Origin of the sequence: uncultured Corynebacterium sp., from assembly GCF_946998835.1 — a bacterium.
In the GTDB taxonomy this organism is placed as follows: domain Bacteria; phylum Actinomycetota; class Actinomycetes; order Mycobacteriales; family Mycobacteriaceae; genus Corynebacterium.
In genome coordinates, this window is record NZ_CAMQAZ010000057.1 from 1 (window position 1) to 4,967 (window position 4,967).

5 protein-coding genes are annotated in these 4,967 nt (G+C 58.3%); 4 read left to right on the top strand and 1 reads right to left on the bottom strand.

Features of this window, described 5'->3' with window-relative positions; translation table 11 throughout:
- Positions 1 to 94 precede the first annotated feature (94 nt).
- From Q0U90_RS11395 to Q0U90_RS11410, 4 genes are read left to right on the top strand one after another with little or no spacing between them, the layout of a single operon-like run.
- A complete protein-coding gene (locus Q0U90_RS11395; RefSeq protein WP_297455220.1) occupies positions 95 to 1,051 on the top strand; it encodes an iron-siderophore ABC transporter substrate-binding protein in 957 nt (318 codons plus the stop codon).
- A gap of 51 nt (positions 1,052 to 1,102) precedes the next feature.
- Positions 1,103 to 2,098, top strand: a complete 996-nt coding sequence (locus Q0U90_RS11400; RefSeq protein WP_222865141.1) for an iron ABC transporter permease — start codon at positions 1,103 to 1,105, stop codon at positions 2,096 to 2,098.
- Between the two features lie 5 nt (positions 2,099 to 2,103).
- A complete protein-coding gene (locus Q0U90_RS11405; RefSeq protein WP_042389055.1) occupies positions 2,104 to 3,147 on the top strand; it encodes an iron ABC transporter permease in 1,044 nt (347 codons plus the stop codon).
- Complete coding sequence (locus Q0U90_RS11410; protein WP_016421888.1) at positions 3,144 to 3,938, top strand: ABC transporter ATP-binding protein; 795 nt, start codon at positions 3,144 to 3,146, stop codon at positions 3,936 to 3,938. Before Q0U90_RS11405 ends, Q0U90_RS11410 begins: the two co-directional genes overlap by 4 nt.
- Here the strand turns inward: Q0U90_RS11410 and Q0U90_RS11415 are convergent.
- Positions 3,935 to 4,858 carry a siderophore-interacting protein gene (locus Q0U90_RS11415; protein WP_016421889.1) on the bottom strand — a complete coding sequence of 308 codons (924 nt, stop codon included), beginning with the start codon at positions 4,856 to 4,858 and terminating at the stop codon, positions 3,935 to 3,937. The two genes, Q0U90_RS11410 and Q0U90_RS11415, sit on opposite strands and share 4 nt — an antisense overlap.
- Between the last annotated feature and the right edge of the window lie 109 nt (positions 4,859 to 4,967).

A 4,967-nucleotide genomic window follows, 5' to 3' on the forward strand; every position in this document is an offset into this window, starting at 1 on the left:
CTGTGTTGGCCGTAGCCGAAAGAGGCCATCAGTCTCTTGGGGCTACGGGTACTTTACAGCGTCTCAAAGAGTTCCTTACACGTTAGGCTTTCACATGTTTCGAAACAATTCGCTGACCCGTCGAGCGGCGCTGAAGACCGCCGCTGTCTTGGCAGCATCCACTCTTGTTCTGTCTGGTTGCTCCCGAGGCGACGACGCGGCGGCGTCAAAAAATGAGGGCACCGGGGACGAGCGCATCGCCGCAGTTGGCCTGGGAGACAGCGATACCTTGCTCGCTCTAGGCATCCAACCAGTCCTCGTAGCGCCCTGGGGTGCTGAGGGAGATGTTGATGCATCTGGCGTCGGCCCATGGGCTACCGAAAAGCTCGGCGACAACAAGCCTGAAGTGGTTTACGGTACTGCCAACGGATTCACTGCTGAAATCCTGGAGAAGATCTCCGCCGCTGATCCGGACAAGATCATTGCGGTGAACTCTGCCGTAGACGCGCAGGCGAAGAAGGCGCTTAATGGCATCGCCCCAACCACCGTTAAGCCAGACGGTGCCAAGGACTGGCAGATCCCCTGGCGGGATCAGGTCAACCAGATCGCCGGCGCTGTAGACAAGCAAGAAGAAGGCGACAAACTCGTCGAAGAAACGCAGAAGGCCTTCGATGATTTCCAACAGCAGCACCCTGAGCTCAAAGGCAAGCGTGCGGCTATCGTCATGCCTTATCAGGGAAAGATCGGCCTGTACACCTCCGGTGACGGTCGCGGGCAGTTTATCAAGAGTCTGGGCTTCGAGATCCCGAAGGAGCTCGAAGGTAACGGGGGCGAGTTCTACCGCGACATCGCACCTGAGAACTACAGCGACCTCAACAACGTCGATTACCTCTTCATCCTTGATTACCAGGGTGCCGCCGATACCTTGAAGAAGGATCCAACATTCAGAAAGCTGGACGTTGTTCGCGAAGGCAAGGTCCGCTGGATGGACGAAAACGTGGGCAATGCAATGAGTATGCCGAACCCATTGACCATCCCCTGGGCAGTCGACAAGTTCTCTGACGCAATTTAATTGAAAGTGTCCGTTTCAAGAACTCGACATTCTTTGGTGTTTTCCCGGCGTTTGCTTACTTCGGCCGCACTCGTTGGCTTGGCTTTGCTGCTGCTTGCCTCCCTGTACTTGGGTTCCAAAGATCTTTCCATTGGCGAAGTGACCAGCATCCTCATGCATGGTCCGCACCCATCTACGCAATCCGGCATCATTTGGGACTTGCGCGTTCCGCGCACCCTCTTGGCTGTGATCACAGGCGCAGCCCTGGCTATGGCGGGTGCCATTGCTCAGAGCTGGACCCGCAACCCCCTGGCAGATCCCGGCATTATCGGCGTGAACGCTGGAGCAAGTTTCGCAGTCGCTGCGGCACTGACCTTGGGCTGGGCAACGACGGTCGGGGAGCGGACACTTGTAGGGCTCGTCGGGGCGGCCGTCGCTGCCTTAATCGTGCTGTTGATTTCCCGCGTATCGCGTAACCCGCTAACTCTGGTACTCGTGGGCGTGGGAGTTACCTTCGCCCTGCAAGCGGCCACGAATATGCTGAGCCTCTATTCTTCCGACACCCTGGAAGGGCTCCGCCGCTGGACCGTTGGCTCTACAGCTGGGCGGGGTATGGAAGACGTGGCCTTAGCTGCTTTAGGTCTAGCACTAGGTGCTCTATGTGGTGCGCTTGCAGCACGCCCGCTGGATCTACTTGCGATGGGAGAGGACTCCGCCCGTTCCCTTGGCAGCTCGCCCACGAGAACCCGCTTGTTGGCTGCCGCAGCGGTGATCATCCTCGCCGGCTCGGCGACAGCCACTGTGGGGCTTGTGACATTCGTGGGCTTCGCCGTGCCACACCTACTACGCCCGTTTACCGGCCCGTCCCTGACTCGCCTCTTGCTGCCGACCGGCATTGTTGGTGGCGCGGCTGTGTTGCTAGCCGATATTGTGGGCCGCTTCGTCCTGCAGCCTAACGAGCTGGAAATGTCCATTGTCTTAGCTATTGTCGGTGCCCCAGTGATGATTCTGGCGGTGCGACGTAAGAAGAGTTCACCGACCTCGAATGACTCGGAGCTGACGATATGAGCGATATGACGTCTATCCGTAGTATTAAGCGTTCACGAAGCAGACGTGTCCTGGCGGCTTCGGCAGGGTTCGCCCTCATAGCGGCTCTTTGTTACTGCTTAATCCTGGGGCAAGGAGCGGTGAAGCTCAGCCCGATGGAAGTCATCGAGGTTCTCACCGGTGGGGGCACACAGCAAGCAATCAACGTGGTGTGGGATCTCCGCCTGCCTGTAGCAATCGCTACCGTTCTGGTCGGCGCGGCTCTAGGGCTGGCAGGTGCGTGGACTCAGACCATGGCCCGCAATCCGCTGGCCAGCCCGGACATTCTCGGTGTATCCGGCGGCGCGGCGGTTTTGGTTGTGGCGGGCACCGTAGTTACCCGCCCTGCATGGAGTGAGGGGGTGCCGACGTTCTGGTGGCGTGCTGCACTCGCTTTGCTTGGCGCACTAGTGATCGTTGGTTTGCTCGTTCTACTCGGTGGCTTCGGGACGTCGCAGCGCGTAGTGGTCATCGGCCTGGCACTGTCTTTCCTCACGCAGTCTTTAGTGCAGTATCTCCTGCTCCGGGCTGACTTAACTCGTGCCACGGATGCCCAAACTTGGCTCGCTGGGTCTACCGGCTTTGTGCGTATGGAAGCTTTGTTTCCTATGGTGTTGGGCCTGTTGCCCTTCGTAGTTTTAGGCCTCTGTGTTACGCGCGATGTCCCTCTTCTTTCTCATGATGACGCCACCGCGTCCACACTTGGGGTAAATGTCACGAGGGTGCGCGCTATTTTGCTCATTGCCGCAACGGGCATTGTCGCGGTGGTGGTTTCCTTTGTCGGCCCAATTGGATTCGTGGCACTATTGGCTCCTCAGCTGGCCAAGCTGGTGGCCGGAACGCCCACGCCCCATCCGTTGTGCTCTACTTTTGCAGGCGCTGCTCTATTAGCTGCGTGCGCCGTCGTGGCGGGCGCACTGCCATTTACATCCCCTGTGGGTTTGGTTACCGCCATCATCGGTGGCCCCGCGTTGGTGTTGCTTGTGTGGTTGGCGGCCCGTCGCGGAACTCTGAAAGGAATGGTTCAATGAACGTTCAAGTTGATCACGTCACCGTGGGCTACAACGACGGCCCAAGCATTGTTAAGGACGTGTCTTTCACTGCAGAGCCCGGGAAGGTCACCACGCTCTTAGGCCCCAATGGTTGTGGCAAGTCGACGTTGCTCAAGACGCTTTCTCGGCTGCTTGCTCCCGCCGAAGGACGGGTTCTTGTAGAGAAAAAGGACGTGCATAGTTTGCGGTCGCGCGAAGCCGCCCAACTAATTGCGCTTTTGCCACAACACCCGCTGTGTCCGGCGGGATTGACCGTTGGAGAACTTGTGGAGCGCGGACGGCACCCTTATCGTCGATCGCTCTGGGGTGGGGGAGCGACGGCATCAGAAGATAAAGAAAAAGTGCGCGAGGCGCTGAAGAAGACGAAGGTTGACCATCTTGTTGCCCGCGACGTGGCAGAGCTTTCTGGCGGCCAGCGGCAGCGGGTCTGGATGGCGATGGTGTTGGCGCAGGATACGCCAATTGTGCTGTTGGACGAACCGACTACCTACCTAGATCCGGCACATGCGATAGAGATTCTAAGTATCGTGCGGGAGCTCGCTCAAGAGGGCAAGACGGTGATTACCGTACTTCATGATCTTGGCCTGGCGGGAGCTTTTAGCGACGAGATGATCGTCATGAAGGAAGGGGAAAAGATCGCCGAGGGTTCTCCAAAGGAGGCTCTGACGGTGGATGTGTTGCGCGAGGCATATGGCCTGAATGCCGAGGTGTGGGAAGATCCCCGCGGTATGGCTCCGATTATTGTGCCGCGAGGGATTGTGGCTAATTAAGGCCGTGCCCTGCCTAGGAACCAATAGGGGCACCACTGCACGGATTCGCTATTGAGGCCCCAGGTGTGAATTGCGTGGCGCCGTACTTCCTTGCAGAGCTGTCCTTCACCCGCGACCCAGACGTACTTCGACTGTGTTGCGGGGTGTTCGGCACGGTCCAGTTGCTGTAGGTGGGACATCACTGCCGTGCTGAAGTCCGTTGTAGCGCTAAACAGCACTTCTAGGCTGCCCAGCTTGCTCTCCCAGTCGGCGACGAGGGATGGCTCGAGGTCACCATGGTTCTCGGCGACCACTACGAGGTGTATGTCGCGCAACTGTTCCGGGGCAAACGCATCCGCGTAATCCAAAATGGCGCGAACGGAAGGTACGGCAGATGGGTCTGCGATAAGTGTTTGTGAACTTTGCGCGCGGTGCCAGAGGCCCTGGCATGTCCAGATGCCTACCTGGTCGCCAACACGAGTTGCAAGAGCCCAGGCGAGCCCTGGTCCGACGTGCTCATCCTTTGGATTTTTGACGCCATGTGTCGCCACGTCGAAAGTTATCTGTCCGCACTCGGGATCGAGTGAGCGTACGGTGTACCAACGTAAATTTGGGCGTTGGGTCTCCGGCATGGCTGTAACGCTTGCGCGGATATTGGCGCCACCTCCGTGGAGGGGTAAATGGAGATTCTCGCCGGGCTTAGCCGGCATAAAGAGGCCAAAGAATTCGTCCGGGCCGGAAAGCTGAAAGCCGACTAGCTCGGGGGAGCGGATGACAATCCTCTGCAGGTTTTCTGCCGGGGCGCTGACGTCATAAACAGTGGCGCGGATGATTCGATGGTGCGGTTCAGAAGGGGCGGCCAAGAGTAGGTGGTCAGAAAAGGCCGCGCGGTAGGCGGAAGTGTTCGTCGGAGTGTTCAGGGTAACTGGGTTCGAGGTCATAGTGGGAGTTAACTTACCCTTACCTAAAGCAAAAGTGAAAGGGTGAGGGGCAGAAAAAGCCCCGCGGGGATCCGAGGTGAACTGGCCCCCGAAAGTTGGACTGGTTTAA

Excerpts from the sequence above, each read along its gene's own strand:
- Q0U90_RS11415 (WP_016421889.1), bottom strand. The coding sequence starts at position 4,858 with ATGACCTCGAACCCAGTTACCCTGAACACTCCGACGAACACTTCCGCC.
- Q0U90_RS11395 (WP_297455220.1), top strand. The coding sequence starts at position 95 with ATGTTTCGAAACAATTCGCTGACCCGTCGAGCGGCGCTGAAGACCGCC.
- Q0U90_RS11405 (WP_042389055.1), top strand. The coding sequence starts at position 2,104 with ATGACGTCTATCCGTAGTATTAAGCGTTCACGAAGCAGACGTGTCCTG.
- Q0U90_RS11410 (WP_016421888.1), top strand. The coding sequence starts at position 3,144 with ATGAACGTTCAAGTTGATCACGTCACCGTGGGCTACAACGACGGCCCA.